This is a genomic window from Streptococcus sp. 1055 (assembly GCF_013276815.1).
In the GTDB taxonomy this organism is placed as follows: Bacteria; Bacillota; Bacilli; order Lactobacillales; family Streptococcaceae; genus Streptococcus; species Streptococcus pseudopneumoniae.
The window spans coordinates 1-550 of sequence record NZ_VMLT01000122.1; the positions used below are offsets into that span (position 1 = coordinate 1).

At 39.1% G+C, this 550-nt stretch carries 2 protein-coding genes; both read right to left on the reverse strand.

Annotation, left to right across the window (positions count from 1 at the left end; translation table 11 throughout):
- On the reverse strand, positions 1-292 hold a 292-nt coding region (gene tnpB / locus HT699_RS10015), incomplete at its 3' end, for an IS66 family insertion sequence element accessory protein TnpB (RefSeq protein ID WP_172934334.1).
- The gene (locus tag HT699_RS10020) at positions 273-458 is read right to left on the reverse strand and encodes a hypothetical protein (RefSeq protein WP_031233472.1); all 186 of its coding nucleotides are present in this window, start codon (positions 456-458) and stop codon (positions 273-275) included. The genes tnpB and HT699_RS10020, both read right to left, overlap by 20 nt.
- Between the last annotated feature and the right edge of the window lie 92 nt (positions 459-550).

Consider the following 550-nt stretch of genomic DNA (forward strand, 5'->3'; position numbering starts at 1 on the left):
TCAGCCAGTCTACTTGTTCTGGTGTGAGAGCTTTGACATCCTTTTCTGTACTTGGCCAAGTCAACTTACCGTTCTCAAAGCGTTTATATAGTAGCCAAAATCCTTGACCATCCCAGTAAAGGGCTTTAAAGCGGTCTTTACGTCCACCACAAAAGAGAAAAACTTGACCGGAGAAAGGATCCAATTCAAAGTGGGTTTTAACCAGATAAGCCAGTGAATCAATGCCTTGTCTCATATCCGTTTTCCCACATACGAGATAGACCTGCCCTAGGCTAGATAGATGAATTGTCATGGAGCAACACCTTATCCAAAAGCTGTTCTATCATTTCGAGATTGAGAGATTGAAAAAAACTTACTTCAAGCTTGCCAATACGAATTTTAAGCAGAATATCATTTCTCTTTTTAGAATCAAAACGACGAGATTGTGGAATCTCTACAGGAACAATAGGTTGTGGCATTTAAATATCCTCCAATAGTTTTACTTTACTAATAGTATACAGGAGGTCTTCCATGAATGATAGATACCTTGTTATGACGCGCTTACCTTCAA

Coding starts and splice junctions, on each gene's coding strand:
- HT699_RS10020 (WP_031233472.1), bottom strand. CDS start 458: ATGCCACAACCTATTGTTCCTGTAGAGATTCCACAATCTCGTCGTTTT.